This window comes from Streptomyces sp. PH9007 (assembly GCF_059813725.1).
In genome coordinates, this window is sequence record NZ_JBQRUY010000002.1 from 70,703 (window position 1) to 97,544 (window position 26,842).

Consider the following 26,842-nt stretch of genomic DNA (forward strand, 5'->3'; position numbering starts at 1 on the left):
CGGCCCTGCCTGTGCCGTCGTCGGGTTACCAGTACCCGTCGAGCGGGTCGTGCTGCGGCGGCTCGCCCAGCATCCGGGTCAGGCGGTCCAGTACGGCACGGCAATCCCCCAGGGAGCGGTGTCCGCCTGCGAGGCGCTGCCACCGGTAGCCGTCCCCATATTGGTTGGGCTCGCCCCACCATGTGGAGTAGGCGCGCATGGCGCACTGCCAGCGGCCGGCTACGAGGGCAGCGGCGGCTGGGTGGACGCCGTGCTCGGGCACTCGGTGGCCGCCGGTGGCGCGGGCCCGGTGGTGCAGGTGCGCCCCGTACCGGATCCGCCCCCGGTCGAACGGGGCGTTGTACACGACGATGCGGCTGGCCGCGCGCAGGATGCCGGACAGGCGCGGGAGGACATCGCCCAGCGCCGGGGCGCCGGCCACGTCCTGGTCCCGGATCTTGTGCACGGCGGTGGCCCGCGCGGGAATCGGGACGCCCGGGTTGATGAGGGTGTTCAGCAGGATGTCGCCGCTGGTGCTGAGGGCGGTGATCTCCACGATGCGAGCGTCCTGGTCGGTGCCGGTGGTCTCGGTGTCCAGCACGATGGCGTGTGGGTCGGCGAGGACCTCGCGCGCCCACGCCTGTACGGCGGCAACCTCCCGCCGCCGGTACGCTGCCGGGTCGTGCTGGCCCTGCTCCCAGGCCCGCTCGGACTCATCGGCACGCCGGTCGACCTCGGCTCGGCAGCGGGCGCAGCACTGGGGGTCCCACCAGCCGTACTCGCGCAGGCGGGCGCTGATGTCGGTGTCCGTGGCGGTGACGGCTCCGCAGGTGTCGCCGTCGCCGGGTCCGGGGCAGGTGCGGGCCCACGCGGTGGTCCGGCCGGCCTCGGCCTGGTGCCACAGGGCGTAGTGGAGCGCGCAGGTGGCGCAGCGTCGTTGCCCGTCCGGGTATGGGCGTACCGCGGGCCGGCCGCATCCGGTGCACGCGCGCAGCCGCTCCTCGGCCTCCTGGCGGTGCACGGCCGCGACACAGTCGGGGCAGACTCCGACGTCGCGCGGGATCGGGTCGGCGCCGACCGTCCCGCAGTGCGGGCAGGTGCGGCGCGCGGTCATCGCCCGCTGCTGGCCGGGCGACAGCGCGCGCATCCGTTCCGCGCCGTCCGGGTCGTAGAGGCGGGTGAAGCGGACCGCTCCGGCTGCCGCGTCGGGGTGGCCGTTGACGTAGGCGGCCGGCCGCTGGCCACGGGCCGGGCGCAGCCGCTGCTCCTTGAGCTGGTCCTGGGTCAGCAGGTGGGCTGGGGCTTCTCCGGCCGCGTACATCGGGATGCCGTCCACGTGCCGGATCGGAGCGCTGCTCCCGCTGGGTGCTGTGCTCGCCATGTCCCCCGCCCTTTCTGCCGGTGGTGTGATGGTGGTCTGCGGTCGACCGTAGTGGGGGGCGGTGACACCGGGGCGGGATTGGGGGAAGGCGACCCGATCGGGGCGCGGTGCACAGCGTCGCTGGCGCGCGGCCGGTGACCTCGGGCTGCGCGTCGGCGGTTTGCCGGGGTCGGACAGGGCCGGTGTTCGGCCAGACGGGCGGGAGCCGGTGGCGGCGGTGGGTCTCCACGGCCACGGTCGCCCCCGCCCGCGACGGCTACGCGTCCTCCTTCGGGGAGAGCTTCATCGACTGGGGTCGGCGCAGCGGGCCACAACAGCGCGTTCGCACCGACCTGTTGATCCCGAGGCCGTATCCATAGACGGCCCGGCTCGTTGCACGCGGTGTCGCGACGAACGGTCGCGACACCGCGCGCGGCCGTGCGACATGTTGTCGCGCACCCGATGACCAGGAGAACCGAATGAGCGAGAGCCCCACCGAGATCCAGAGGGCGGCGGCGGCCCTGTTGAGCGCGTACCGGGCCCTGGGCGCGGAACACCAGGCGCTGGTGATCGAGTTGCACAAGGCCGAGCCGAAGGAGCGCCGGGGGACGCTGAGCCGCATGGCGGGCCAGGTGCGTGAGGTCGGCAACTCGACCGCCGACGCACTGGAGCACCTGGCGGCAGCCCATGGATCGCAGGACCTCGGGGTCGCCGGGCAGTGGCCCGTGAACGAGGAGGGAGGCGACTACCACGGGCTCGGGGGCATTGAGGGCGTGGGCGAGACGCTGTTCATGGCGGCCCTGTCGATCAAACGAGCGGTCGACCAAGTGGAGAAGGCGTATGCGCCGACGCGTAAGTATCCCCAGCTGGGGGTCGCTCGCCGTCCGGAGGCGATGCGCCAGGTCCTCGCCGGTCTGCGCGAGGCGCTGACGGCGCTGAGCACGGAGCCGGCGGCGACCGATCCGGAGGACGGTGTGGACATCGGGCCTCTGCTGGTCACGCTCGACGAGATGGAGAGCCGGATCTGCCGTATCGAGCCGACTCTCCCCCTCCCCCGGCAGGAAGATGTGGTCCGGGCGGTGCTCACCGATCCCGGCATCGAGGCCGCAGTCGTCGCGGCCCTCAACTCCCGCCCGACTGCTTGATCCGCACCGGCCGGCTGGCGATGTCGGGCGTCGCCCCCCTGGGGGGCGTGGCTGGAAGTCACGGGCCTGTCTGAACCCGCCAATCCGATGCCGCGGGCCGCCCCGCTGGAAGGTTGGCTGGCCCCGTGCGTACGGGCGCTGACGGATGGAATGCGGGCCGCACAGCGATGACCGGCACCTCTGGAACTGTGCCCGCCGGTTGACGGGGCACAGTCATTTCCGGTCGGGAGAGCGGTCGCAGAACGCTCCCTTGACGTCCAGGGGGAATTGCCCAGAGGACCTGATCGTGGCTGGTGCCGTGGTGGCTGCTGGTGTGGTGTTCTTGAGGTGGCCGCTCATTCCCATGGACGGAGGCTCCATGACCGATCCCGACTCCCTGCCAGCGCGCATCGACACGACCGTGCCGCACTCGGCCCGGTTCACGGACTATCTGCTGGGTGGTACGGCCCATTACGAGGCGGACCGTGCGATGGGCAGGCAGGTGGAGCAGGAGTTTCCCGGCTTGGTGGCTGCGGCCCGTGCCTCGCGTGCTTTTCTGGGCCGCGCCGTCCGGTACCTCGCCCGGGACGTCGGCGTACGGCAGTTCCTGGACGTCGGCACCGGGCTGCCCACGGCGGACAACACGCACCAGGTCGCCCAGCGGCATCTGCCGCAGGCGAGGGTCGCGTACGTCGACAATGACCCGGTCATCCTGATCCACTCCCAGGCGCTGCTGACGTCCACGCCGGAGGGTGCCACGGCGTACGTCGAGGCGGATCTCACCGACCCGGAGTCGGTGCTGGCGGGCGCCGCACGGACGCTGGACTTCGGGGAGCCGGTGGCGCTGCTGATGCTCGGGGTTCTCGGACATGTAGATCCTGACGGAGCTCCCGGCCTCGTGGCCGCCTACATGGACCACCTGGTGCCGGGCAGTTACTGGGTGACGTGCGACAGCAGCGTGAGCGAGGAGATGCTGGCCGCGCAGGAGGCGTACGCGGCCAGCGGGGCCGTGCCGTACACCGTACGTACCCCTGACCAGATCGCCGCTACGGCGCGGGGGCTGGAGATTCTGGAGCCGGGCGTGGTCCCGGTGTCGCTGTGGCGGCCGGATGAGCTCAATCCGGCGCATGTTGACCAGACGGGTCTGGTGGCCCGTAAGCCCTGAGGAGCAGTGGCGGGAACGGCGATGGGCCCGGAGGGACACATCCTCCGGGCCCATCTCACGTCGGGCAGCCGTTACTCGGCGCCGATCAGGTGCCAGCGGTCGCCGAGTACCTGCGGGTCGGCGGCGGCCGGGATCGACACGATGATCTCTCCCGTGTGATGGGTGATCAGAGGGTTGCGCGGGGTGGAGTTGTAGTGCGCGGACGATTCACCGGGGATGACGTCGCCGTCTACAGCCGTCAGGGTCTCACTGTGGGCGACGGTGGCCACGGTGACGGTGCCGCCGTCCTCGGTTCGCAGTGTCCAGACGTGCTCGTGGAGGGGGGTGGTGGCGGTGTAGCGGGCGAGCAGCAGCGGGTCCTCGGTGCTGCGCCGGTCCAGGATGTTCTGGCCGCCGGGTGTGGTGGTCAGGGGTGCTCCGGGGCCTTCGCCTCCGGTTTCCCACAGGTCCTCGTAGGCTGCGGCGGCGTCCTGGGGCAGGAGTTCACCGGCGGGGTCGTCGGCCGGTGCGGCCTGGGCCAGGCCGTGCTCGTCGATGGCGATCGCGGGCAGCTTCTCCTTGAGGGGGACCACGGAGACGAGCAGCCAGTTCTCCCCCTCGCCTTGTTCGAACGTCAGCAGTCGCGGGTCGCCGGCGTCCGGGGCTTCGTCTGCCTGGGCCATCCACCAGGTCTCGCCGGCGGGGATGAAGACCTCGGGATTGATGTATTCCCAGTCCTCGATCGGTTCGCGGTCCGCTTCCGGACGTCCGAGGTACTGCTCCAGGTCAGCGAGGGAGCGCTGCAGCAGCGATCCGCCTTCGATCTCTTCCAGGAGGGAGGCGTCGAGGTCGCGATATGCCTGGTTGTTGGTTTGGCTGTAGGCCGTGATCACCTCCAGTGCCTGGGCCTCGGTGATCACCCCCTGCGGTACTTCCGGGGTCTGCTCCTCGGCTGTGGCGGGGGGCGCGGAGTCGGTGGTGGTGTCCTCGCCGCCCGATGAGCAGGCGGCCAGCACGGCCAGCGCGGCCGTTGCGCTCAGAAGTGCCGTCTTGTGCGCGAGAGGTCTCATGATCCCCGTCCTAGATGTGCGATGAAATGGTCAACGAGCCTAGACCGGGCGTCGTGGCTCGATGACAGCGGGTGAACCGGAGGTGGGTCCTCCAACGTCCACACCGCAATCGGCAAAGCGGTATTGAGTTCGCGACGGGCCGGGGCCCAGCACGTGAACGGGCAGGGCCTGGAGGGGAACCCCGGGTCCGGCCGGCGTTCAGGTGCCGGTCATTCGGCTCCGATGAGCTTCCAGCGGTCGCCGAGGACCTGCGGGGCAGTGTCGGCCGGGATCGATACGGCGATCTCGCCGGTGTAATGGGCGATCAGGGGGCTGCGCGGGGTGGAGTTGTAGTGCGCGCTCGCGTCCCGGGGGGTGAGCGGCGCGTCGAAGATGTCGGTCATGGTCTCGCTGTGGGCGGTGGTGGCCACCGTCAGGGTGCCGCCGTCCTCGGTGCGCAGCGCCCAGGTGTGCTCATGGTCGGGGGTGGTGGCGGTGTAGCGGGCGAGCAGCAGCGGGTCCTCGGGGCTGCGCCGTTCCAGGACGTCCTGGCCGCCGGGTGTGGTGGCCAGCGGTGCGCCCGGGCCGGTGCCGCCGGTCTCCCACAGGTCCTCGTACGCCGCGGCGGCGTCCTGCGGCAGGAGTTCACCGGCCGGGTCGTCGACCGGGACGGCTTCGGCCAGGCCCTGCTCGTCGATGGCGATCGCCGGCAGGTCGGCGGAGAGGGGGACGGCGGCGACGAGCAGCCAGTGCGCCTCGCCGTGGGGGCCCTGGCGCTGTTGGAATGTCAGCAGGGCCTGGCTCTCGCCGCCGGTGGTGTAGCCGGCCTTGGCCATCCACCAGGTCCCGCCGGTACGGGGGATGTAGATCTCGGGGTCGGCGTACCCCCAGTCCTCGACCGCCCGGCGGTCGGATGCGGGCAGACCGAGGTACTGCTCGAGGTCGGCGCTTGAGCGTTGCAGCAGCGAGCCGCCCTCGATCTCCTCGAGGAGCCCGGCGTCGAGTGCCTGGTAGGCGGCGTTCCTGCGGGCGTTGTATTCGGCGATGACCTGCTGGGCGTCGGTCTCGGTGAGTGCTGCCTGGGGTGCTTCGGGAGCTGGTTCCTCGGCTGTGGTCTGGGGTGCGGGGTCGGTGGCGTCTCCGGTGGCGGTGGAGCAGGCGGTCAACAGAGCCAGTGCTGCCGTCGCGGCCAGAAGGGTTGTGGTGTGCAGCGGAGTTCTCATGGTCCCGTTCCTGTGCGTGGTGCGGTGCTTCGTCCGGGCTGTGGGCAGCGGGGGAAGCCGGCGGATGGGCTCTCCGTCCGCCGCACACCTCAGGAGCGGGTGGGAGGTGTTTGTGACCGCCGGCGTGTTCTCTTTCCGTCGAGGTGGGTCACCAGGTGATGCGGGCCCAGCAGGTGGTGGAGCCGTCGGTGCGGTCCCAGCCGTGTGCCTCGGCGAGGGCGTCCACGATGACCAGGCCGCGGCCGGATTCGGCGAGGTAGTCGGCCGGGCGGGTGAGGGGGGCGGCGCCGCCGGCGTCGCGGACGGAGACGACGATCCGGTCGCGGTCGCGGCACAGTGTCGCGGTGACGGGCGGGTGGCCGTGGCGGATGGCGTTGACGGCGAGCTCGTCCAGGACGAGGAGGGCGTCGTCGGTGACGGCGCTGGGGACGGCCCACGTGGTGAGGGTGCGGGCGGCTGTCCGCCGGGTGGTGGCTATGTCTCGGGGTTCATCGCCCACGAGCCAGGTCTGCACGGATATCTCGTCGGGCAGCGTGAGGGGCATGTGGTTGTGGCCTTTCTGCGCGAGGGGCAATCCGGTCCACGCTCTACGGTGTCGGGCGGTCGGCGTTTTCGGAAGGCCGGATTCCCGGCCGGGCGATGCTCCGACCGGCCGGATTGGCGACCGGACGGTGGGCCGTCCGGACGGTTCGCCGTCCGGTTGGAGTGCCGTCCGGCTGGGAATCCGGCATGCTGGAAATGAGCGCACGGAGGACGATGGAGATGGCCGATCCGGCACGGGAGCTGAGAAAGAGTGACCTCGTCAAAATCTGGCGGAGTCGCACTCCCATCGGAAATCTGCCCGGGATCTGTGACGCTCCTCCTCATCTGACCCGGGGCGGAACGCTCACGCAGGAGCTGGCCGCGTACCTGCTGGCCACCACGGACCGGCAGATCCGCAGGATCGAGGCGGGCGAGGGCGAGACCAGCCCGAAACTTGTCGCCGCGTACGCGCGGCTGCTCGATCTCAACTCGGCTGAGACCGCCGTGCTTTACGACAACTGCGGGCATCCGCCGCCGGTGAAGAAGTACGCGCACCGCGAGGACGCCGATATCCCACCCGGTCTGCTGAAGTTCATGCACGGAATTGAGGCCGGCGCCTACATTTCGGATTCCACGTATGCCGTTCTCGCGTACAACCGGCGGGCAGCGTGGCACTGGCCGTGGATGCAGCACGAGGGCGCCAACATCATGCGGGAATTCCTGGCTCCCGAATCGCACGGCCGGGAGCAGTGCCGTCAATGGGATACCCACTGGGCGCCTTATCTGGTGGCGCAGCTGCGGCGTGGCGCGATCCAGGAACCGGACCACGCGTGTCTGCAGGCGCTGGTGCGGGAGGTGCGCGGGCACCAGGCGGTGCGGGATCTGTGGGACCGGGACGAACGCGCTGAGCTGCGGGTGCACGCGTACTTCACGCGGCGGCCGATGAGCGGGATGACCCTGTTCGGTGAGGAGCAGTTGGTGTGGCTGGAGGTGCAGGGCTGGGAGCCGATGCACCGCCGGGATCTGCGGCTGATCACGCTGCTGCCGGTGGAGGCGGAGGAGCCGCCGCTGCCGGTTGGCCCTCCCCCGCCGCCGCGCACGCTACGCCCCCAGGCGCAGTCCGGAGGCGACGAACCCGGGCCCGTACGCCACCAAAGCACCATCGCCGTGCGGGGTGCCGGCCTGCAGAGTGCGGGCCAGGACGTCCAAGGCGGCGACACCGCCGAGGTTGCCGCGCCGTAGGGACGCCAGGGAGTGGGCGCCGGCCGCCGCGCCCAGACCCAGGGCGGTGAGGGTGCGCATGATGATGCCGGGCCCGCCGGGGTGGATCACGGCCCAGGTAACCGGGCGGTCCGCGATCCACTGAGCCAGGTGCGGCGCGACCTCGGCGGCCGCGCCCGTTGCCCGCGTGGTGGAGTCGAAGACCAGGCCCTGGGGCAGCACCTGGGACCAGTAGGTGTCCCGGCTGTCGGGCAGGACGAACTCCCAGCTCTCCAGCACCTCCACCCCGAACGCGCGGTCACCCGGGTGGGAGGAGACGATCACGGCGCCGCCGGCGTCACCGAACAGCGCCCCGTACAGGACGCTCTGGAGCTGGAGCCGGTCCGGGTGGTACAGCGTGCTGAGCGCTTCCGCGCCGACGACCAGGGCCCGCGCGCCGGGTCGCGCCCGTACGAACTCCGCCGCGAGGATCAGGGCCTGTGCCCCGCCGGCGCAGGCGGCTGTTGTCAGGGCCCGGCGGGAGACCGTCGGGCGCAGGCCCAGCCGGTTCACCAGGTCCGTGTCCAGTCCGGGGATGGTCCAGCTGGTGGTGTGGGTGGTGACCAGGCAGCCGATGTCCGCCGGGTCCAGGTCCGCTTCGGCCAGCGCGGCGTGGGCGGCTGCCACTGCCAGGTCCCGGGCGCCCTCGTACGCGGCGCGGGAGCGGGGCTCGACTCCCTTGAGGTTTCCGGTGTCCTCCAGCGGGCGGCACCAGGGGCGTTCCAGGACGCCTGCGGCGCGCACCATCTCCAGCCATTTCGGCAGTTCGGGGTGGGTGGGGTGCCGGGTGAGGAGGTCGTCCGCGATGTCTTCGGTGGTGACCGGGTGCGGGGCCGGGCGTACCACGGGGCGCCTGATGATCACAGCCATGGCGGTCACGGTGGCACACGGCCGGCCTGGTGGGTGCGGGATCGGGGGTCAATCCACCGCTGGGTGTGACGTGAGGCGGGACCGGACGGTGTTCCGGCCTGTTCACCTCGGGGCGAGGGGCGCCATCGTGTCCGGGCGGGGAATCGACGACGGAGAGAGGACCGATGATCCAGCATCTCGCAGGCCCACTGCCACGTCCCGGGGCGGTGGCCGCGCCCCCGGCGGTCCGGGACTACCACCGGGTCGCCGGTGTCGTGCAGGTGATCGATGTGCGCGAGTTCGTGGTGGCGCAGCGGCGCGCCGCGGGTCTGATCCAGCACGCGATCGCGGCCGCGCGGGTCGCTCCGGAGACTGCTGCGCTGCTGGGGTACCGGCCGGGGCAGGAGATGGGCCTGCACACGGCGATCGCCTTGGTCACCGCGGTGGAGGAGGCGGAGGACCTGTCGGCTGCAGGGCTGCGGCGGGTGGAGCACCACGCGCGTATCGCTGCTACCACCGGCCCGTTGGAGCGGGCGATGCTCGAGCTGGACCTCGACGTGGATGACGGCCGTTGACGGTCCGCTGTGGGCGGCGGGGCCGGGCCGCCGGAGTGGATGCGGCACTGCGAGACCAGCCTGTGCCGCAACCTCACGGAGGGCGTCAGCGCACTCAGGGGCACCCTGGAGCAGACGTTCGGCCAGATGACCGGCCGCCTGCACTTGGAGGACGGCGATGACACCAGGCGCCCCCTGCTGGCCATCCACTCCGCGGCGCTCCTGCGGGGCGACGTTGATCAGTGGCAGGTCGAGGCGGTCCGCGCGGCCCGCGCGGCCGGCTTCTCGTGGGAGGAGATCGCCGATCCGCTCGGGCTGAGCAAGCAGGCCGCCCATGAGCGGTTCGCCACGCAGGTGGAGTAACTGACAGCCACCCGGGGGCGATGCCGACGCCCCGGGCGTAGATCCCCTCGCTGGCCCGGCATCGCCAGACCGCTCCCTGTCACCCCGGACGTCCCGCCGGTGCCTTGAGAAACGATCAGCCCCGGCCTATCCCGCCGGGGCTGACGCACGCCTGGCTCACCGAGAGGCCAGCAACCTCATGAGATGACGCATCTGGAGCCTAAGCAGGATGACGTGACGGAGACCTGGCTGCGGTAAACAGCGGCCGGACAGGGCTCGCTCATGATGGGGGCAGCAGGTCGCGGCTCCGGGCCCATTCGGCGACGGTCTCGGCAGTGCCCTCCGAGAATCCGGTGGGGTTGAGTTCACCGGTACGGGAGATGAGTCCGGTCTCGGGATAGCCGTAGGTCTGCAGGAGTTCATCCGCGAGGACAGCTGTGGCCTGCAGGAGGCCGCGGTCACGGTCGGCGAGATCCTCCAAAAGGACGCTGGCACTCGCCGTCGCGTGTGGGTGAAACTCCCGTGTCAGCGCCCGTGGGCGGCCCGTTGCCGGATCGACCCGGTCAACGCGGAACAGCGCCATGTCCGGCCGCTCCAGGTCGACAACTCCTGCCCGCACCGGGTGCGCGGCCATGTCGGCCACCAAGGTGACGCGGGCCTGCGCCAGACCGCTGGCGCCTGCCCGATCGCGTGCATGTGTGGCCAGGAACGGCAGAGCACACAGCAGCGGGTACACGATGTCCCCGAGCTCTGCGGTGTGGAGCTGAACGTCTTCCAGTTCGTCCACGAAGACCCGCCCCTGCAGGGCCAGTGCAACGGCGGCGCTGCCGTCGCGGTGAAGCTCACCCCGCAACGCTCGCCAGAAGGGGACGCCTTCAGTCACTATCAACCGCCGTGGGCCGACCCTCACACTTTTGTGTTTGGAGGACGGCTGCCCGAGGTAGATCGGAGCGTCCAGGATCTCTTCCCGGTACCGGGTGAAGCGCGCGGAATCGATCACCATGTCGCCGGGCTGCTCAGGTACCACAGTCACGATCAGGTGCGGTGCGGTGCGAGATGCCAGGGCGTTGACGAGATCCTCTTCGACATCGACGAGGCGCTGCCCGCGCTCGGCGGCCGCGGTGAAGCGGGCCCGGTAGGCGGTGGCGACGTCGGTTTCCGTCAGCCATTCGGTTCCGCTGCTGCCCCGGCGGGGGTAGCGCAGGATGTCCTTCGGCGCCTTGGTCGGCGGGGCGGTCACCGCGTGTGGGGCCGCGGGACTGCGCGGGACAGCCAGCAGCAACAGGCCCTTGCCCGGTGCGTCGGGGTTGGGGACGGCGATGGCCTCGTACGGCACGGGCGGCGCCGTGTTGGAGACGATAACTTGCCGGATGTGACGCAGCTCGGCGTCGTCCAGGTCTACGTCCAGCGCCTTGCTGGGCACGCCTTTGGTCTCCGCGATGCCGATGATGATCAGGCCGCCTGTGTGGTTGGCGAGGGCGGCCACGTCCTTGGCCAGCTCCTCGCGACCCCAGCCGTCGTGCCTGTAGTGCTGCCCCTTGTAGTCGAGGTCTTCGCTCTCGGCCGCTTCGGGCGTGCCCACGAGCTCGGCGATGCTGCGGTAGTCCAGCTGGTCGAGCCGACAGCCGAACAGCCCCTCTATCCTGCCCAGTCGCGTCACCATGCGCTGACCCTACCGACCCCGCTGGCTGCTGCGAACGGGTATCCCGGGCCGGCGGGCCGGGCAGGGCGCGGCGTGGATGGTCTTGCCCTGTTCCCCGGTGGCACGGGGTGTGACAGGGAGTGGACGGCTGCGGGCGGGTTCAGGTTCTGGTGGCGATGGCGTGCAGGGCGAGCCACAGCCGGTCGGACCCGGGTGGCCAGGTGCCGTTGGGCTTCGCGTGAGGCCGTGGCCCGTTCCGAACAGGACCGTCCGGCGGGGGCGGGTGTTGCGGCCGGGGCAGGTGCGGACCGTATCGTCTGGCGTGTGGTGTTCTATCCGGATTCTGATGGTGGTGGCCCTCAGGCTGAGGTGACGCTGCCGGATCGGCAGGTGGTGCTGGCGACGGTTCTGCGGCGGCGGCGGGAGCCGGGCCGTGACGGTGGCTGGTGGTACGAGGTCGAGATCCCGCTGTGGGGTGCGGAGCGGGGGGCGGACGGCAGTGTCCAGGCGGTGCCCGTGCCGGTGAAGTGCTGGGCACCGTCGGAGGTGTGCACCCCACTGGACGGGGAGGACTACTCGCAGGTGCCGACCTCGGCGCGCGGTCGCGCGGCGAGGTGGGTGATCGAGGAGGTCACGGGCGAGGGCGAACGGCATGTGGTGCACCGGGGTGACTGCGCGGCGCCGCACGGAGTTGTGCACGCGGCCGGTGCCGCGGTGGTTCATGCCGCGATCGCCGCCGGGGCGGCGCTCTGCCCGGTATGTGCACCGCCGGTTCCGTGACCGGGGCCGACCCCGGATAGCATCCGAACATATGAGCGACATGCCGGTGGAGGGCACCCAGTCCCTGCACATCCTCCGCAGATGGCTGACCGAGCGGCTGCGCGAGGTGGACGAGGCGATCGCCGCCGCCGAGTCTGCGCCGCGGTGGTGGGTCTGGAGGCACAGGCGCCGTGATGGCATCCCGCTGGAGGGAGAGCTGCACGAGGCGGGATGCTGGCGGCCGGGTGAGCCGGACTTGACTACGCGGGAGCTGCAGGAGCTGCTCGCGGCCGGGGATGTGCGGGTCGCGGGGTGCCCGGTGTGCCTGGCCGATCCGTCGTCCATCCCGCCGCTGGCGGATGGCTGAAGCGGCCGGAGTCCCCGCTCCGCCGCCCGCCCGGCACCCCCGCCCCGCCCGTTCGCCGGCGGGTTCCCCTGGCAAAATTAGGAGCCTTGACTTTCGTCAATTGGTCCAGGAATACTGTCACCGAAGGGTCACCACCCGTCACCGACGGGCGGGTTCAGCCCTCGCCTCTGCCCGGCCACCGCAAGACGAGCCGACCCCAGAGGCGGTTCCCGGCCCAAGTCCAGGGCCCCGACACCGAATCGCGAGGACGATCAGCCATGCCCACCCACACCGTCAGCGAGACCAACCCCGTCTATGTGACCGGCGCCGACACGTACCGGATCTCGTTCACCGGCATCATCACCCCCGACCAGCCGCACTTCCTGGAGATGCAGGACTTCTTCAGGCCCGAGCACCACCGCGCGGACGGCCTCGGACTCGCCTTCCTGGAGTCCGAGGAGCACTCCCTCACCTACGCCGGCACGATCGCCCAGATCACGGCCTACCGCGAGGCCGGCGGCGCCGAGCCGCTCGACGTCTCCCAGGGCGCGGCCTACGGGTCCTGGCCGAAGGGGCAGGGCTGGGACGACCTCATCCCGCACAACACCTGGAACGCCGGCGGCGAGGGGATCGTGGCCGAGTTCGACCACCCGCAGGGCGGGAAGGTCGTCGTCTACGAGTACCTCAAGGAGAACGGGGACGGCACCACGACGCCGATGGTCGCCCTGCACTGCGAGCGCTGCCACACCGATCCCATCTCCGACCCGGGCAGCTACCGGGTGAACCGCAAGCCGTTCGACCGCCGCTGGACCGCGCGCAACGCCCGCGTGCACGTCCGCCGCCCGCAGGACGAGTGCCGCCCCATCGACCCCCGGATCGCCCAGGTCGTGACCGCCTACGCCAACCAGAAGTACGGCACCAACAACCCGGTGACCACCAGCGAGTCCGCCTGCGCCACCACCGGGGCCTGCTCCCAGATCCGTCACCTGCGCGCACGCGCCTGACTCCCTGCCCCCACAAAGCCGCCGCCCGCCAGGCGCGGCGACCACCACCCCTACGAGAAAGAAGCCGCGCATGAGCGCCAGGAACGAGACCGAGATCATCGAGACCGCCGACGTCGTGCTGTTCGCACCCGGCCGGGTGCTGCTCATCGAGCGGGACTGGCCCCCGTTCAAGGGGCACTGGGCGCTCCCCGGTGGTCACATTGACCAGGGAGAGGAGCGCCTGGGCGCCGCGGTGAGGGAGCTGGCCGAGGAGACCGGCATCCCCATCCCGGCCAAGGAGCTGCGCTTTGTCGGGCGGTTCGGCGCGCCCGGCCGGGACCCGCGCGGTCGGTACGTCACCTACGCCTACACAGCCACCGTTCCGGAACTGATGGTGCCGGCCGCCGGGACCGACGCCCGCGCCGCGCGCTGGTGGCCCCTCGACGCGCTGCCGATGCCGTTGGCGTTCGACCACGACCTGATCCTGAAGGCCGCCCGGTCAACGGCCCGGACCTGACCCTCGGGCCGGCCGGACCAGCCGCCGCGTTCCGGCGGGATCGCCGCCAGCAGCAGGGGCGGGAGCCCGCAGCCATTCGCACTGGCTGCGGACTCCCGCCCCGAGCCTACGGCCCCCCGCACAGGGCCAGCACCAGCACGACCCCAGACCTGAACTCCTCCACCCGCCGCTGCTGCAGCAACCGCACAAGGAGAAATCATGATCTCGCCCATCACGATCGACGGCATGACCGGCCTCCGCCCGGAGGCCGACCACCAGGCGCTCGAAGCCGCCCTCGACCGCTTCCGCGCCAAGCACCCGCACCGGTCCATCGGCGAGGAGGAGTCCAGGCTCGTCCAGCTGAACAACGCCCTGCGCCGCTACAACATCCTGCGCCCCCGGTTGATGGAGGAGTCCGTCGCCCGCGACGAGCGCGACAAGGCGCTCGCGGAGGTCGAGGCGCGCTGGGAGGCACTGTCCACCGCCGCCAACTGGCTGGCCGCTCACCACACATACGTCCTGGCGGTCGCCGACGCCCGGATCGCCATCGGCATGTGGGAGGACCGGGCCGCCGCGGCGCAGTGGCCGGACCAGCACCGGATGAACGAGCAGGATCTGTCGGGGTACCGGCAGATCCTCGCCGCGGGGCACCCGCCCGTCGAGCCGCTCGATATCAGGCCGGCCGTCATCGCCGAGCGGCTGATGGCGGACCTGGAGCAGGCGTACGGGCACCGCCGGCAGCTGGCGGCCGAGACCCTCGGGCTGGCGGCGGCGGGCGACGGCCGGGTCTGAACCGGTGGCCTGCGCCAGCAGGCACAGTAGGGGCGGGGCGCGGGGAGAAGTCTCCCGGCGCCCCGCCCTTCGTCGTGCTGCGCCGGACAGATACCGGCTGTCGACGGGGCCCCGGCCCAGGTGCGGCGGCGCGTGTCGGCGCTGGGCTGTCGGCGCCGTGAGCTGGCCTAGTCGGTGACGTACACGAGGGTGTCGACGCGGTGCGTCTGCAGGCCCTGGTCGCGCAGTATCTCCGTGATGGTCTGCGCCATCCTGGTCGTGCGGTCGCGGCGGGCGGCGGGGCTCTGCTGATCGGGCCGCGCGGGCGCCGTGCCGGGTGTCCAGCGCACGATGACGGTGCCGTAGCGGTCAACGACCGCCTGGACGTGGTCGGCGTCCGCGGTCTCGGGCTTGAGCGGGAACCCGGCGGCCCGCAGGGTTTCTTCGACGGCTGGCAGGAGCGGGACGCGGGCGGGCGTGGGCAGTGTCGCGGCGGGCGCCGGGGCCCGGGCGGCCTCGAGGAGGCTGGCGGCGGTGCCCGCGATGCTGCCGGCGATGACCGCGCAGGAGCACGGCGTCATCTGCGAGGTGTCGCCCCCGGCCGCGGCGTTCGCCACCAGCGGGGTCAGGCACAGCGGCACGACCGCCATGCACAGCACGCTGATCCTGGCGCGTGCCCGGGGCAGCAGCCAGACCGCGGTGCCGAGACCAGCGATGACAGCCAGGGGGTACCACCAGCCATCAGCGGCGGACGCGATGAGGGCGGTCATCGGTTGGCCCCGGTGCGGTGGGCGGTCATGGTGCGGCCGGCACGGTAGGTGCCGATGGGCCGTGGATCGCCCGCGTACAGCGGCGTCATGCTCACTCCCCTTGTCGACTGCGGCGCCGGCACAGCTCTGGCGCCGGTTCTCCGGGCCCGAGGGGACCCTGCAGTCGTACAAGGAGGGCGTTGTGCGGTTTGTGACAAGGAGAGCGGGCCGGGCACGGTGTGCAATCACCTCTGCGCACCCGGCATCAACCGACGCGATCGTCGCCCCCGTCGACGGACAACGAGGGCGACGATTGTGCCTGGAAGAGGAGCCGGGGCGGGTCCCGTCTGCAGGTTCAGCGGCGGAGGCAGTTGGTGGTGATGACGGCGGCTTCCATCGCGGTCTTCTCCACCTGGTGGCGCTGGGGCAGTTCGGCGGTACCGACCTGGAGGGGTCGGGTCAGCAGCTGCACTGGGGTCCGGTTGACCTCCGCTTTCGGAGGGCGCAGTAGTTGGCCCGGTGCGGGGAAATGCAGTAGCTGGGCCAGTACATGTCGCTTCCGTCGTACCAGCTGTACCTCTGCAAGTCGCGCCAGTCATCCACCTGCAAGTCGTACCCGATGACCCAGTCCTGGTGGCCCCAGCCCGGGTGGGGGTTCTGTCCGACGAGGTTGTCGGCGGTGGCCAAGGGGTGCTTCGGCGAGAGCGTAACGCCCTCGATGCGGCCCTCGGCATGGGCCTGCCGGAGGACATCCCTTGCGCTGAGGTCGTGCTTGCGCATGTACCGGGAGACCACGAAGGCCCATTCGTAGGCGCTGGCGATCGTGGCGCTGTCAGGGGGCGGGGTGTTCACGTGTGGCTCCTCGGTTCGGTCGGCGTTCTGTTAACGCGGCGGATGGGTGTGTCACAGGTGAAGCGGCGGGCGCTGGTCCGGCATTACGGGCGGCGATGCGTCGTGCGGCGGGTCCCAGCTCGCCGACCAGGTCGTCGGGGGCAAGGTCCTCGCGCGGTGTGGAACCGACCGGGCCGGGCCTGGTCCCGTCTCGGGACCAGGCGCTTCCTCTTGTGGGCGGCTGTCAGCTGGTCGGTTCCCGGGGGATGACCAGCTCGAAATACTTCTCGAGGTCTTCCTTGGTCATCTGGCCGTCCATGGACAGCGAGCTGCGCAGTGCCCGGCCGGTGTCGTGGGCTGGGATGTCCCAGCGGGCGTTGGTCTCGCGGAGGATTTCGCCGATCGTCCACTGTGCGGAGTCGGGGTGGTGCTGGATGTACCAGTCGAGCATCTTCGCGACGGGCGGTGTCAGGTTCAGCTCCCACCAGCCGCGCTCGGTGTCGGGCTTCTTCTTGTTCTTCTTGGGTCGGTTCATCATGTAGGCGAAGTCGTCGAGGACGGCGTGCCGGATGGTCGGCCCGAGGATCGCGGTGGGCAGGATCTGGTCGAGGCTGACCCCTACGCTCCACGCGAGGATGTCGGCGACTTCCCTCACCGATGCCGGGTTGCGGTGCCTCAGGGCCCAGCGCTTGCGGTTGTTCGGCTGTCCCCACAGGGTGCCGTAGAAGTCTTCGGTGAACCGGTCGCGGACGCGGGCGGCTCCGGGTGAGAGCTTGTCCCGGTCGCCGGCGGACATGGCTTCGCGGATGCCGTCCGCCGAGCGCTGCCGGGATTCCACCCAGTCCTCGGCGACGGGGCGGGACCACTGTGCACGGCCTCCGACGGTGGCCTGCGGGAGGGGGACGTCGGCGGTGTCGCGGGAGATGTAGCTGCGCAGGCTGGAGGGGCTGATGCCGGCGAGCTGGGCCATCTCGGGTACGCCCAGCAGTTGGTCGCCGGAGAGTTCGGGGCTTGCGAGGTTGATGACGCACTGGTTGAGGGGAAGCGCCGGCTCCTGCTGCTGGTGGTGCCGGGCCCACAGGGCGAGGTGGTCGCGCCAGTTGTCCGGTGCCGGTGCCTGGGGGTCGAAGGTGGCGATCTTCTCCAGGTGGGCGTCGGCGGGCTGCGCTCGCGGGTCGAGCATGTCGTCGGCGGTGACGGTGACCGCGGCGCTGGCCTTGCGGCGCTCGTGGTCCTGGCTGACCGGGTCCCACACCTGGCCGGGCCGGTACCAGGTGGTGCCGTCCCACCAGTAGCCGCCGGCGCGGTAGAGCAGGGGGGCGTCGGTCCAGTCGCTGTGCAGGGACGAGGCGTCCCCGTCGTGGACCAGGAGCACGGTTCGGCCGTGGTCGGGGTGGTAGCGGACGGCCCATGCGAGGGTGTGGCGGATCGGGTCGGTGGTGAAGGCCCTCCATCCGCCGGAGGAGTAATCGGGGTCGAAGCGGCCCCACCTGCCCTCGGCTTTGTTGCGGCCGACGGCCTCGATGGCTTCGGGCCCGTCGTCGAGCGGGATGTGGGAGTCGTCGATGAACGGCAGGCCGGGGACCGGGTGGTCGGTCCGGATGCCGTTCGCAAGCGGACGGATGCGCGTCAAGGCGTTGCCTCCTGTCATTCGATAGCGTTGCTAGATAGTGCAGCACTTGCAACACGTCTTCCGCAACACAGTTGACTCGATAGAGGCAACACTTTCTGGCCAACCTCGGCCAGTCCTCCAACCCGCCGCACAACAAGAGGGAAGTGCCCGTCGACGGAGGCTCCCCGGAAGCCGGCTCTGAGGCCACGTCAGCCGAGTGCCCCCTCGAAGGAGACGACGTCCGTTTCGGCCGGGACCTCCAGAATCGGAAACGCGACCACGGCCGCGGCCGTCTTGGCGCGGTTGCCCCGGCCGTCAGCGGGTCGACCGTCAGATCACCCATGTGGGACCGGATCTGCGGATTCCCGTACGGGCCCGCGATCCGGCCGATAGCCTCCCGCGCGTGGCTTACATCTACCGCTGTCCGCAGTGCAAGGTCTCCTCCCCCCGGGGGAGTTGGGGAGACGCCAAGGAGCAGCGTCGCCGGCACCGCGCTGTCGTCCACCAGGGCCTGCTCCCCGACAGCGACCGCATTGACGAGGAGCCCGGTCTCCTCCGGCAGTTGCTGGGGCTGATCGGGGACCTGCTGCAGTGGCTGATGGACGGCGCGGTGTGGCTCATCCGCCGCGCGGCGCGCTCGCAGGCGTGGCAGTCCTTCCGCGCCTCGCGGTACTGGGCCCCGACCGTGCGGGCACTGGGCGGGGTCTTCGTCCTGGGGTGCGCGGTGTATGCGTGCACCCACAGCACCCTCGGGTAGATCCGGATGCACCGGCCGAGCGCGCCGGGGCGGACGGCTCAGATACGCCAGGCGCGCAGGCGGTCGGCGGCGGTGTAGACGTCGGCTTTGCCCTCGATGACGTCGCGGGCGAGGTCGACGAGCGCTCCGTACGGGGGGTCGATGCCGTGGCCGCTGATGTGCATGTAGGCGACGGCGGTGGCGCAGGCGAAGCGGGCGTTCGCGGCCGGCAGCGGTTTCAGCAGCACCAGGGTGTGCAGCAGCGCGGCGGCGCGCCATGCGGCGTCCGAGTTCGTGCCGAGGCGGGGCGGGTCCACGCGGTGGCGGGCGACGGCTGCCACCAGGCCGGAGAAGTCGTTGACCGATGGCTGGTCCGGCAGGGCTTCTTCGTGGCGCTGGAGGAGCCAGGGGACATCGATGTGGATGACGGGGGCCACGGTCAGGCTGCGGCTCGTGTCTGGGGCCCGGCGGGCAGTTCGTCGTCGGGGAACGCCGTGGCGAACTCTTCCGCGTACTGGTCGAAGACGGTGCGGAACACCTTGGCGCCTTCGTTCAGAGCGCGGTGACGCTCTATGCCGGCGGCGGCGGCTTCACGGACGAGCGCTTTGAGGGACATGCCGCGCTCGCGGGCGATCGCCCGGAGGTCCGCGAGCTGGTCCTCGGTGAAATCGACATTCAGGGCAGGCATGGACTCACGGTACCGCCCGGGTACCGAGGCCACAATCTCCGCAGCTCAGAAGCATATTTCTCTGGTACCGGCGCAGCGGTTCTGCCGAGTTGGCGGGGCGGGCCCGCGGTTCCTGCTCTTCGCGGGGGACCGTGCTACTGGCATTCCTCCGCCCTTGAGGAGGTCGCGCGGTGCGGGCGGGACTTCTCGGACGTGGGCCAGGTTCGTCGTCATCGTGGGCTCCTTCATTTCCGGGGTGTTCGTGCCGGGCGGCGCGCCCCGCTGGGGGCGTGTCCGTACGCGGCCACGCCCCCAGCGGGGTCGGTGCTGTCAGTTGCTGGGGTCGGCGGCGGTCGGGCGGCGGGTGGTGAGGTCGGTGACGATGACGGGCCCCTGTGCGGGGCGGGGGTCGTTGCGGTGGCGCCACCGGTGGAGGGTGCGGCGCGGGGCGGTGATCCAGCAGACGGCGGTCATCGCCATCCAGATGGGCATGGCCAGCCACCAGCGGATGTGCCGGCGGGTGAGGGGGCGGTAGGACATGCGGTCGCCCCAGGTCCAGATGCGGTGGAGGGGTTTGATGCGGCCGGCGAGGTAGCCGGCGGTGAGGGATCCGGCGGCGGTGAGGAGGAGTTCGGTGCTCATCGGGTCGGGGGCGTCCCTTCGTGGGGCGGGCGGCGGCGGGGCCTGGGGCCGGCGCCCCGGGGGTTCAGGGGGTGTCGGGATCGACGGAGGTGGGGGCGGGGATCAGCCGCAGGCGCTGGCGGGCGGTGGGCGGCGGTGTCTGTCCCGGGGTGGGCCATTCGTCGGCGCTGATGCCCCAGCTGGGAGGAGTCCAGCGGGGGCTGGCGGTCGCCCACCGGTACACCTGCAGCCAGTCCGCCGTGAAGTAGGCGGAGAGGAGACCGCCGCGGTTGGGGACAGGTTCGGGGGCGGCCGCGTTCTGCTCGGCGAGCTGCTCTTCCACCCGCTGGGCTTCGGCGCGGTGCCGGGTGCAGTAGGAGTGGAGGGTGTGCCAGCCGGTGGCCGGGTCGCGTTCGGTGACGTGGAGGGTGGCGGATGTCCCGCACACCCGCTCGGTGTTGCGGTCATCGGACTGGGCGCGGTGGCGTTGCTTTGCGCTGGCGTCCCGGGGTACGTACGGGCGGTGGCGGGCGGCCTTGCACCAGCCGGTGATGTAGGTCTCGCTGCCGGGGGCGGCGTAGCGGGGCAGGTCGGCGGCGATGAGGGGCTTGATGCGCCAGCGTCCGGTCTTCGGGTGGCGGCCCAGGGCCTTGCTGACGGTCTTGATGATGGCGGAGGCCGGGACGTCGGCGACGGTGAGGGCGTAGGCGAAGGCGAGGAGCAGTTCGCGGGCGCCGGATCGTTCGGTGCGGGGGTCGGCGTAGATTTTTTGGGTGTACATGGCGAGTGCTTCGGCGGGGGGCCGCTGGGGCCCGGGCAGGGTGGAGGGGGCGGCCGGGGCCGGCTCCAGGTGCCTGGGTGTGTTCACGGTTCTCCCTAGGGCGGTGAGTGGTCGGTCAGAGGCGGCGCGGCTGTGGCTAGGGCTACGGCGATTCGTACTTGGCCAGGCGCGCTTCGAGCTCGGCGACCAGGTCCTGGAGTTCCTCGATCGCGTGCTGGGCCTGGCCGCAGGACTCGCAGTGGTACGGGCGCAGGAGGCTGTGGGGCGGGGCGGGCAGGGTGCCCAGGAAGCGACGGTGCCGGGTGGCGGCGGCCTCGGCGACGCCCTTCGTCACGCTGGTGGCGAGGTTGTGGCCGTGGAAGCCGCAGCGGGGGTCGCAGCAGTCGGCGACCCATTCGCCGGTCTTGGTGGCCTGGACGACGTAGACGTTGGGGTTGTGGGGTGCGCGGCGCCTGGCCCGGGTGGTGTCGGGGGTGGCCGTGGATGAAGTGTTGGAACGGCTGGTCACGTTCAGGTCCTCCTCGCGGTCGTGGTGTTCGTGGCAGTCAGGCGCCGGTGCCGAAGGCGCGGCGGGCGGGCGGGGTGCGGTTGGCCTTGTCCTGGCGGGCGCGCAGGACCGCGGCCTGGCGGGAGAGGGCGTCGCGGCGGGCCCTGGCGGCAGCTGCCAGGGCGTCCTCATCGATCTCGGGCTCGGGCTCGCGGTCGTAGGCGCCGGCGAAGTACCTTTCGCGCAGCGCGACGGGGTCGGCGGGTGCGTCGCGGGCGGCCCGGGCGGCGCGCATCTCCTCGCGCATGCGCCTGAACTCGGGTGGGGCGATCGACTGCGACTCCTCCCCGGTGGCACGGGCCGGCCGCCGGACCGTATCGGCTGCCGGATCGGTGCGGTCCGGGAGCGGGGCAGGGGTGGAGGGCGGACCGGTTCGGCCCCGGCCGGATCCGGGGGGCAGGACTTTCAGCTGCCGGACGACGTCGGCGTGCATGGCGCGGTTGATGCGGGCTATGAGCTGGGGCCCGAACAGCCTCAGTTGGGTGCCGTAGGCGCTGCTGGCCGGCCGCAGGGTCAGGACCTGCCGCTCGGTGTCGTAGGCGACCGGCACCACGAGGTCGCCCTCGGCCAGCTCGGGGGCGATCTGCGCCCAGCGGTCCATGACCGATCCGCCCGCGGCAGGCCGCTCCCACGCCTGGGCGGTGACCAGGTGGGGCAGGACCGAGCCGATCCGGGCCGGGTCCCGGCGGTTGGGCCCGCGCATCGAGGAGCGGGGCTTCCGCGGCTGGTTGACGGGGCCGCGGGGCCGGGTCTTCGATGCGGCCCGGGCTGCGGCCAGGGTGGCGCGGGCGAGGTCGGCGCCGGACGGGCCGTCAGCAACGGTGGCCGGGCGGCTGGTGGGGGTGCTGGTCATGCCCACCCCCCGCCGCTGTGGAGCACCATGTGGCGGCTGCGCAGGCTGTGGCGGACGCGGTCGACGATGCGGTGGGTGAACAGGCGCCGTGCGTGGGTCTCGGCCGTTTCGTAGCCGTGGGTCGCGGCGATCGACTCCACCCACATCACCACGACGGTGCCGTCCTGCTCGGCCTGCTGCCGCAGCTGCACGATCTCCTGGCGGGGGATGTCTTCGAGCACCGGCAGGGACCCGTCGCCGATGCTGATGAGCTCGGCCTGGGCGTCTTCCTCCGGGCTGGCCGCCCAGATCTGCTGGATCTGCTCCAGCACCGACTGGTCGGCCGGCGGCTGCCAGCTCTCGTCCCAGCCGGCGTGCCGCTGCTGCTCAGCGCGCCGGGAGTCCCGGGCAGCCTCGAGCCCGCGCTGCCGCTCCTGGGGGGTGGACCAGGTGTGGTGGGCGCCCTGGAGGCGGTAGGCGAGCAGCCCGGCCGGGGAGTAGCGGCGGTCGGGGATGACCATGAGGTCCAGCCAGGCGATGACCTCGGCGGATGTCCATCCGGCGTCGGCGACGTGCCGCAGGACCCAGGCGGCCCGGGCGGTGTCGGTGTTGGCGAGCCACGGCAGTTGCTGGACGAGTTCACGGGCGAGCTGGTGACGGCGCCCGACCTTGTTCAGCCGCTGCTTCCGGGGGTGCTGGTGGGGCTTCTGGGGGGATGACGACGATGCTGCCCCGCTGGCGAGCTCTGCCTCATAGGGAACACGAGTATCAGCAGCAGAGGTAGTAGTAGCTGAACCCCCCAAGATTGGGGTGCAATCCGTGGTCCCCTGCGAGGTGTTGGTGGCGACCTTCTTCCCCTGCCTCCTGCCGGTGGTGCCGGTGGTGCTGCTGGCCGCGCGCATCCGACGCCGCCGGGTCCTGCGCCGGGCCTTCTTCCCCAGCTTCCCGATCGTCTTGCGCCCGGCCTCCTCGATGCCGACCGGCCGCCGCTGCAGGCCCTCGCCCACCGTGCGGATCCCCAGCGCGACATCGAACACCGCAGGGATGGTCCACAGGAACTCGGACGCCTGCGGCCGGCTGCCCTTCACCCGGGTCCCGCGCGCCGCGTACACGAGCAGCCCGGCCTCCCGCAGCATCTGCAGGTGGTACTGGACGGTGCGCTCGGACAGGCCGGTGCGCCGCGCGAGGTAGCTCACCCCGGGACGGCACGGCGACAGCTCGGCGCACAGCTCAGCAATCCGGACCGTCGTGGTCCCGAACCGCGGACCGTGCTGCCGCCGCGCCGCGTACACGCCGGCCCCGGCGACCCAGTGGACCGCCTGGAGCCAGGAGTACGGGTGCGGCGCGATCCGCGAGCGGGTGGTGACGGGCCACTGCTCGGCGTCCGGCACGAACAGCTCGGCGGGCATGCCGAGGTCCGCCCCGGCCGCGGGTGCGGCCTGGACTGGTGGTGTGGTCAACGCTGCCCCCGGAAGGAGAGCGCAGCGGACGTGATGGCTCCCATGCCCCCCGAAAGGAGCAGACCCCCCGCGTTAGTGACCGCTCCCGGGAAGTTCACCCGGGATGTGTAATGCGACACAGCCGCCCCGGGGCCCTGGCCAGGCCCGATGCGGTCCTGGAGGCGTGCAACTCCGTGACGAGAGAGCGAGTTCAGTCGCCGGGAAGTAGCCAAAAACAGGCCCCGAGCAGGGCGAGATGGCCGGATCCGGGCATGGCCAAGCTGACAAAGCTCCGACTGATGATGCATCATGACTCCGTGCTCGAGCGATCGCGAGGGCACGACGAAGCCCCTCGCGGGGTGACGGTTCTGGAGAGAACTGAAAATCGAACTGTTCGAAGCCGGCGGAAGCCGGGTCGAGCAGAACCTCCGAAGGTCAATTGCGTGACCTGACGGGGACCATGTGGCCGTGCGGTGCGCCAACACCTCACACGGCCGGGCGGACAGCTCGTCCGCCTAGTGGATCTAGGTCATGAGGACCACCTCGTCCCCCGAGGTGGATCCGGCCTCCGAGTTGATCGGGGCTCTCCTGACCGGCGAGACGACGGTGTCGCCGGTCAGGAGAGCCCCGATCGCATGTGCGGACACGCTCAGCTCAATGAGGGCATGCCAAGAGAAGCCGGCGCCTTCCGGAGCGGCCTGCAGAGCGTGGGACAGCGACCTGGCGGCGAAACGGCCCGCACGAGGACCTGCGCTGGGCCCCTGGTCCAGACAAGTAGAATCCATCCGTCGCCACCTCCTTGTGGGTGCGATCGCTCCCCCGGACTTGCTCAAGGTCGCGGGGGATAGACATTTATGGATCATCGCCGGGGTCACTCTACTCCCCCGCGTATCAACAGGTGTGCCGAGAGTAGCGACGTGTCGGTACACCTGATCGATCGTCACATCACCGTGCCGGGCCGGGCCTCGGCGGCGGGGCATCATAGAAGCATGCTCGCTGTCGACATCGAGACCGCCGCCACCTTCGCCGCTCCGCGCCGGGCCGAGAAGTTCATCGCCGCCATGCAGCGCATCGCGGCGACCCGCAGCCCTGGCACCCCGGTACGGGTATACCTGAGCGCCCCGCCCCAGTTGACCGACGATTTCCCCCGATGGGAGCGCCGCACCGCGCAGGTCCGCGAACAACTGCCCGCCGGCGTCGAGATGCTCTCCTACACCGACGTGATCGCCCAGGGCCTGCAGATCCCGGAAGACTGGGCAGCTCTGACGGAAACCCTCGACGGCCTCGTCCTGCTGCCGCTGCGCAAGGGCAGCCGCCACTCGCACGTCTACCGGACTGGGCCCCAGGCACGCAACGAACTGCGCTCCATGGTCGCCAGCAAACCGACCCTCCTGCACGCGTACGAGCAGGGCCTGGTCCCCATCATCGACTGCTACACCCGCCGCCGCGGCAGCAGGCAGGACCAGCTCGCAATCACCGTCCCGAAACGATGGGACCGCAACTCCCAGACCCTCCGTGCAGCCTTTCGCGCCATGCAGCCCACTGGCCAAGCCGGTGAAAACGCCACCGCCACGACGGGCTACCTTGCGGACCCCTTCGTGGCAGCCGGGTAGGCCGAGAGCCGTCGAATATAACTTCGTCATATTGCTTTCGCGTTCAGCTTTCCGGAAGTTCAGGCAGAGGAAATCCTGGATGCAGTAGCAAGCGAGAAGGACGCTGCCCGAGCCACCCAGACTTTCGATGCTCCGGATCTTCGGTTCGCACATGAGCGAATCCCTCCCGAAGATAGAATGCCTGCAATTTCTTGTTGTCTCGCCAGCAATCCAACCGCACCCACGGCAGCCCTTGCGATTGAGCGCGCAAGCAGGCGAAGTCGAGCATCCGCCCCCCGAGCACTTGGCCAACCGCCGCGCGACTGGTTATCAGCTTGGCGACATAGATAGCAGATTCGGGGGCATCATCGGCATGCCAAAAATCCATGTCCGGTCCAGTCAAAGTGACCGTCCCCACTGCTCGCCCCTGGTCGTCAACCACCCAGGTGTGACCGAGACGAACATCCTGATGCCACTTGGCCAGAGCAGGCTCACGGGTCCCTGGGTCTCGCCACTGATCGATGCCGGCCGCTGCCAGCCATCCTTCTGCCTCGACTCGAAGAGCCATGAGGTCTGGCAAGTCTGCCTCTGTCGCCCGTCTGATGAACTCCATAACTCAGACCTCCAGCTCGTAGGTCAGCTCATTGCGATCGCCTGGGGCGACCGTGACCATGACGCGCAGCGGCGTTGCGTCCGCCGCATAGCCGACCCGTACGTGCTGAAACACAGGGGTTCCTGCAGACAGCTCAAGAGCACGCACTTCATCTGGAGTTGGCATTCTGGTTCGGATCGAATCACGAACGCTCTTCTGAGGATGGCCGATGTAGGCCAGAATTCCCCCAGGCAGTGCTACGTCATTCGGCTCCATGAGCGGCGTGTCGCGAGCGATTCGTTCATCAAACCAGGAAGTCGACAACTGGTACGGCTTTCCGTCCACCCTGCGGTGACGGGAACGGCGAACGACCATGCTGCCTTGTGGCAGTTCGAGCCAGGCAGCGACAGAGTCAGGGGCTGCCTCGATCGATACCGTGACGTCCTGATGGGGTGTGCGCCCCTGCTCCAGTACGCCGGCGGACCAATCGTCGAGCCCCCGTACGGGGTCGTCTCGTCGACTCCCTCGCTCGTAGGTGCTTAGAGCCCACAGCAAGGGCTCCCGCTTGCGGACAGTCCGGCCGAGCCGTCCTCGACCCTCGGAGATCAACCCTTCGTTCTGAAGCCGCATCAACGCAGTACGTACGGTGTTGCGGCTCACCTTGTGCTGCTCTGCGAGTTGCAATTCACCCGGCACGGTGTCGCCGTCTTGCAGCGTTCCCTGCTCGATGCGGCTTCGGAGGTAGTCATAGACGACCTCCCATCGCGACCGGCTCACGGCGTCATCACTCCCTGGCATCGTTTCTGTGGGTACATTACCGCCTTCCTTCTCGACTGCAAGCATCCGGGCCTCCTGATCTGACTTCTGTATGGACTGTTGCAATCTTAGGTTCTGTAGGTACAGTACCGTCTGTCGGGTCCTCGCAACCGAGAGGATTCGCAGATGAGGAGTCCTGCCATGTCTTACAAGTCGATCAACCACCCCACCCCCCAGACCCACTCGGCCCTCGGGTTCGTCCCGATCCATCACCAGGACCTGGTGGCCTTCATCGCCGGCAGGCTGCCGGAGCACCAGGTGCAGAACGCGGAGGACCTCGCGCAGGACACATGGATGGTGGTTCTGTCCCGGGGTGAGCCCCTGGAGGGCGCCGGCTCCCCCGGCTTGCCGGCCGCCCTGATTGCCGCCGCGTACGACGTCCTGCACGACGTCCTGCACGAGGCCCTCGAACAGCCGGAGCTGCTCCGCTTCCGCGACCACCACGCCCCCGCCCCGTCTGCCGCCTGCGTGATCGAGGCGCTGCCCGCGCCCGACCAGATCACCCGCAGCGAGATCTCGACCGCGCCGATTCCCACCGCGCCCACCGACCTCGACGAGGTCCTGGTCCAGCACGGCGTCACCGACTCGCCAGTCGCGGCGGCGGCCTGACGTTCCGGCCCCCAC

At 70.6% G+C, this 26,842-nt stretch carries 31 protein-coding genes and 1 pseudogene; 13 read left to right on the plus strand and 19 right to left on the minus strand.

Features of this window, described 5'->3' with window-relative positions; translation table 11 throughout:
- Positions 1–25 precede the first annotated feature (25 nt).
- Complete coding sequence (locus ACTFAP_RS29240) at positions 26–1,360, minus strand: exonuclease domain-containing protein (protein WP_500469921.1); 1,335 nt, start codon at positions 1,358–1,360, stop codon at positions 26–28.
- A 458-nt stretch (positions 1,361–1,818) separates the two neighbouring features.
- Here ACTFAP_RS29240 and ACTFAP_RS29245 point away from each other — a divergent pair, with 458 nt between their 5' ends.
- Positions 1,819–2,484 (plus strand): hypothetical protein, encoded by a 666-nt coding sequence (locus ACTFAP_RS29245; protein ID WP_500469923.1) that lies wholly within the window; start codon positions 1,819–1,821, stop codon positions 2,482–2,484.
- Positions 2,485–2,842: 358 nt separating this feature from the next.
- A complete protein-coding gene (locus ACTFAP_RS29250; protein WP_500469925.1) occupies positions 2,843–3,628 on the plus strand; it encodes an SAM-dependent methyltransferase in 786 nt (261 codons plus the stop codon).
- A 71-nt stretch (positions 3,629–3,699) separates the two neighbouring features.
- Here ACTFAP_RS29250 and ACTFAP_RS29255 read toward each other — a convergent pair whose 3' ends face one another.
- The 3 genes from ACTFAP_RS29255 to ACTFAP_RS29265 form a co-directional block, all read right to left on the minus strand.
- Entirely contained in the window at positions 3,700–4,677 is a 978-nt protein-coding gene (locus ACTFAP_RS29255; RefSeq protein ID WP_500469927.1) for a DUF8094 domain-containing protein, read from the minus strand.
- 209 nt (positions 4,678–4,886) lie between these two features.
- Positions 4,887–5,879, minus strand: a complete 993-nt coding sequence (locus ACTFAP_RS29260; protein WP_500469929.1) for a DUF8094 domain-containing protein — start codon at positions 5,877–5,879, stop codon at positions 4,887–4,889.
- 148 nt (positions 5,880–6,027) lie between these two features.
- Entirely contained in the window at positions 6,028–6,423 is a 396-nt protein-coding gene (locus ACTFAP_RS29265) for an ATP-binding protein (RefSeq protein WP_500469931.1), read from the minus strand.
- Between the two features lie 218 nt (positions 6,424–6,641).
- On the opposite strand from ACTFAP_RS29265, the pseudogene ACTFAP_RS29270 reads away from it, so the two are divergent.
- Positions 6,642–7,355: pseudogene (locus ACTFAP_RS29270) on the plus strand (MmyB family transcriptional regulator); the annotation flags it as partial.
- Positions 7,356–7,502: 147 nt separating this feature from the next.
- Here the strand turns inward: ACTFAP_RS29270 and ACTFAP_RS29275 are convergent.
- Entirely contained in the window at positions 7,503–8,531 is a 1,029-nt protein-coding gene (locus ACTFAP_RS29275; RefSeq protein ID WP_500469933.1) for a PhlD, read from the minus strand.
- Between the two features lie 164 nt (positions 8,532–8,695).
- Here ACTFAP_RS29275 and ACTFAP_RS29280 point away from each other — a divergent pair, with 164 nt between their 5' ends.
- On the plus strand, positions 8,696–9,085 hold the full coding sequence (locus ACTFAP_RS29280) for a hypothetical protein (protein ID WP_500469935.1): 390 nt from the start codon (positions 8,696–8,698) through the stop codon (positions 9,083–9,085).
- Between the two features lie 39 nt (positions 9,086–9,124).
- Entirely contained in the window at positions 9,125–9,427 is a 303-nt protein-coding gene (locus ACTFAP_RS29285) for a hypothetical protein (protein ID WP_500469937.1), read from the plus strand.
- Positions 9,428–9,686: 259 nt separating this feature from the next.
- Here ACTFAP_RS29285 and ACTFAP_RS29290 read toward each other — a convergent pair whose 3' ends face one another.
- On the minus strand, positions 9,687–11,069 hold the full coding sequence (locus tag ACTFAP_RS29290; protein WP_500469939.1) for an AlbA family DNA-binding domain-containing protein: 1,383 nt from the start codon (positions 11,067–11,069) through the stop codon (positions 9,687–9,689).
- A 348-nt stretch (positions 11,070–11,417) separates the two neighbouring features.
- Here ACTFAP_RS29290 and ACTFAP_RS29295 point away from each other — a divergent pair, with 348 nt between their 5' ends.
- From ACTFAP_RS29295 to ACTFAP_RS29315, 5 genes are all read left to right on the plus strand, one after another.
- A complete protein-coding gene (locus tag ACTFAP_RS29295; protein WP_500469941.1) occupies positions 11,418–11,828 on the plus strand; it encodes a DUF6233 domain-containing protein in 411 nt (136 codons plus the stop codon).
- Between the two features lie 31 nt (positions 11,829–11,859).
- Positions 11,860–12,174, plus strand: a complete 315-nt coding sequence (locus tag ACTFAP_RS29300; RefSeq protein WP_500469943.1) for a hypothetical protein — start codon at positions 11,860–11,862, stop codon at positions 12,172–12,174.
- Between the two features lie 257 nt (positions 12,175–12,431).
- Positions 12,432–13,157: a hypothetical protein gene (locus ACTFAP_RS29305; protein WP_500469945.1), complete on the plus strand. Its 726-nt coding sequence runs from the start codon at positions 12,432–12,434 to the stop codon at positions 13,155–13,157.
- Positions 13,158–13,227: 70 nt separating this feature from the next.
- Positions 13,228–13,653 (plus strand): NUDIX domain-containing protein, encoded by a 426-nt coding sequence (locus tag ACTFAP_RS29310; protein ID WP_500469658.1) that lies wholly within the window; start codon positions 13,228–13,230, stop codon positions 13,651–13,653.
- 198 nt (positions 13,654–13,851) lie between these two features.
- The gene (locus ACTFAP_RS29315) at positions 13,852–14,424 is read left to right on the plus strand and encodes a hypothetical protein (RefSeq protein WP_500469660.1); all 573 of its coding nucleotides are present in this window, start codon (positions 13,852–13,854) and stop codon (positions 14,422–14,424) included.
- A gap of 167 nt (positions 14,425–14,591) precedes the next feature.
- Here ACTFAP_RS29315 and ACTFAP_RS29320 read toward each other — a convergent pair whose 3' ends face one another.
- The 3 genes from ACTFAP_RS29320 to ACTFAP_RS29330 form a co-directional block, all read right to left on the minus strand.
- Entirely contained in the window at positions 14,592–15,173 is a 582-nt protein-coding gene (locus ACTFAP_RS29320; RefSeq protein WP_500469662.1) for a hypothetical protein, read from the minus strand.
- Between the two features lie 438 nt (positions 15,174–15,611).
- Positions 15,612–16,004, minus strand: coding sequence for a hypothetical protein (locus ACTFAP_RS29325; RefSeq protein WP_500469664.1), 393 nt, complete (start codon positions 16,002–16,004; stop codon positions 15,612–15,614).
- A gap of 223 nt (positions 16,005–16,227) precedes the next feature.
- Positions 16,228–17,616, minus strand: a complete 1,389-nt coding sequence (locus ACTFAP_RS29330) for a hypothetical protein (RefSeq protein ID WP_500469666.1) — start codon at positions 17,614–17,616, stop codon at positions 16,228–16,230.
- A gap of 382 nt (positions 17,617–17,998) precedes the next feature.
- Here ACTFAP_RS29330 and ACTFAP_RS29335 point away from each other — a divergent pair, with 382 nt between their 5' ends.
- Positions 17,999–18,352: a hypothetical protein gene (locus tag ACTFAP_RS29335; RefSeq protein ID WP_500469668.1), complete on the plus strand. Its 354-nt coding sequence runs from the start codon at positions 17,999–18,001 to the stop codon at positions 18,350–18,352.
- A gap of 38 nt (positions 18,353–18,390) precedes the next feature.
- On the opposite strand, the gene ACTFAP_RS29340 is transcribed toward ACTFAP_RS29335, so the two are convergent.
- The 8 genes from ACTFAP_RS29340 to ACTFAP_RS29375 all read right to left on the minus strand — a co-directional run bounded on the left by ACTFAP_RS29340 (position 18,391) and on the right by ACTFAP_RS29375 (position 23,865).
- The gene (locus tag ACTFAP_RS29340) at positions 18,391–18,768 is read right to left on the minus strand and encodes a toxin Doc (protein WP_500469670.1); all 378 of its coding nucleotides are present in this window, start codon (positions 18,766–18,768) and stop codon (positions 18,391–18,393) included.
- A gap of 2 nt (positions 18,769–18,770) precedes the next feature.
- The gene (locus ACTFAP_RS29345; RefSeq protein ID WP_500469672.1) at positions 18,771–19,019 is read right to left on the minus strand and encodes a hypothetical protein; all 249 of its coding nucleotides are present in this window, start codon (positions 19,017–19,019) and stop codon (positions 18,771–18,773) included.
- A 309-nt stretch (positions 19,020–19,328) separates the two neighbouring features.
- The gene (locus ACTFAP_RS29350) at positions 19,329–19,640 is read right to left on the minus strand and encodes a hypothetical protein (protein ID WP_500469674.1); all 312 of its coding nucleotides are present in this window, start codon (positions 19,638–19,640) and stop codon (positions 19,329–19,331) included.
- 64 nt (positions 19,641–19,704) lie between these two features.
- Positions 19,705–20,487 carry a hypothetical protein gene (locus ACTFAP_RS29355; RefSeq protein WP_500469676.1) on the minus strand — a complete coding sequence of 261 codons (783 nt, stop codon included), beginning with the start codon at positions 20,485–20,487 and terminating at the stop codon, positions 19,705–19,707.
- 55 nt (positions 20,488–20,542) lie between these two features.
- Complete coding sequence (locus ACTFAP_RS29360; protein ID WP_500469678.1) at positions 20,543–20,908, minus strand: hypothetical protein; 366 nt, start codon at positions 20,906–20,908, stop codon at positions 20,543–20,545.
- Positions 20,909–20,945: 37 nt separating this feature from the next.
- Complete coding sequence (locus tag ACTFAP_RS29365) at positions 20,946–21,800, minus strand: DciA family protein (protein ID WP_500469680.1); 855 nt, start codon at positions 21,798–21,800, stop codon at positions 20,946–20,948.
- The gene (locus tag ACTFAP_RS29370; protein ID WP_500469682.1) at positions 21,797–23,239 is read right to left on the minus strand and encodes a helix-turn-helix domain-containing protein; all 1,443 of its coding nucleotides are present in this window, start codon (positions 23,237–23,239) and stop codon (positions 21,797–21,799) included. The genes ACTFAP_RS29365 and ACTFAP_RS29370 overlap by 4 nt, the downstream gene beginning before the upstream one ends.
- Positions 23,240–23,742: 503 nt before the next feature.
- The gene (locus ACTFAP_RS29375; RefSeq protein ID WP_500469683.1) at positions 23,743–23,865 is read right to left on the minus strand and encodes a hypothetical protein; all 123 of its coding nucleotides are present in this window, start codon (positions 23,863–23,865) and stop codon (positions 23,743–23,745) included.
- Positions 23,866–24,207: 342 nt separating this feature from the next.
- Here ACTFAP_RS29375 and ACTFAP_RS29380 point away from each other — a divergent pair, with 342 nt between their 5' ends.
- Entirely contained in the window at positions 24,208–24,831 is a 624-nt protein-coding gene (locus tag ACTFAP_RS29380) for a hypothetical protein (RefSeq protein WP_500469685.1), read from the plus strand.
- Positions 24,832–24,874: 43 nt separating this feature from the next.
- On the opposite strand, the gene ACTFAP_RS29385 is transcribed toward ACTFAP_RS29380, so the two are convergent.
- Both ACTFAP_RS29385 and ACTFAP_RS29390 read right to left on the minus strand, forming a co-directional pair.
- Entirely contained in the window at positions 24,875–25,423 is a 549-nt protein-coding gene (locus ACTFAP_RS29385; RefSeq protein WP_500469687.1) for a GNAT family N-acetyltransferase, read from the minus strand.
- Between the two features lie 3 nt (positions 25,424–25,426).
- A complete protein-coding gene (locus tag ACTFAP_RS29390; RefSeq protein ID WP_500469689.1) occupies positions 25,427–26,245 on the minus strand; it encodes a GntR family transcriptional regulator in 819 nt (272 codons plus the stop codon).
- Between the two features lie 114 nt (positions 26,246–26,359).
- Here ACTFAP_RS29390 and ACTFAP_RS29395 point away from each other — a divergent pair, with 114 nt between their 5' ends.
- Positions 26,360–26,827 carry an RNA polymerase sigma factor gene (locus ACTFAP_RS29395; protein ID WP_500469691.1) on the plus strand — a complete coding sequence of 156 codons (468 nt, stop codon included), beginning with the start codon at positions 26,360–26,362 and terminating at the stop codon, positions 26,825–26,827.
- The last annotated feature ends 15 nt before the right edge of the window (positions 26,828–26,842 follow it).